A 642-nucleotide genomic window follows, 5' to 3' on the forward strand; every position below is an offset into this window, starting at 1 on the left:
AAGTAGTAGGGGGTTTCAATGCCAAAAAAAGATAATAAAAGTAAACTTATTCACGCAACTGATAAATTACTAAAGAAAAATAGTTTATTGTCAATCACAATAAAAGATATTACAGATACTGCTGGGGTTTCTGTAGGAGTGTTTTATAATTATTTCAGATCTAAAGAAGATATTTTTAAAGAAGTTATCAAATTTTTTTTTAAATATTCATTAGATGAAATAAAAAAATTAAAGAAAGAAATTACTGGTAATAATGTTAGATCAGAGGTTAAATTTAAAGAATTTCTAATTAATGGAATTGATAAAAATTGGGAAAATCAATTTTTAAATAGTGATATTACTATGATGTCTATTAAAGATGAACAGTTCAATAAAATGATGATTGATTATAGTGAACAAACGATAGAATTAATTTCGGATATTTTAGTAGTTATACAGCCAAAAATAAAGAAAAAACCTATTATAACTGCAACGATAATTATGAACTTAATTCAGAATTCTAATCCAGTCTTTTCACAATTAAATTCTAATAGCCAAAAGGAAATTTATATTGATGAATTTGTAAATATTATTTATAACATATGTTTTGAGGAGAATTGTACTTATGGATATAAGTAATGAGCAAAAAGGAATAATTTATAC

1 protein-coding gene is annotated in these 642 nt (G+C 23.1%); it reads left to right on the plus strand.

From position 1 onward, the window contains the following. Window positions 1–18 precede the first annotated feature (18 nt). Complete coding sequence (locus tag EQ827_RS08845) at window positions 19–618, plus strand: TetR/AcrR family transcriptional regulator (protein ID WP_181190605.1); 600 nt, start codon at window positions 19–21, stop codon at window positions 616–618. The last annotated feature ends 24 nt before the right edge of the window (window positions 619–642 follow it).

The organism is Bombilactobacillus bombi (assembly GCF_013607485.1).
Taxonomy (GTDB): Bacteria; Bacillota; Bacilli; order Lactobacillales; family Lactobacillaceae; genus Bombilactobacillus; species Bombilactobacillus bombi_A.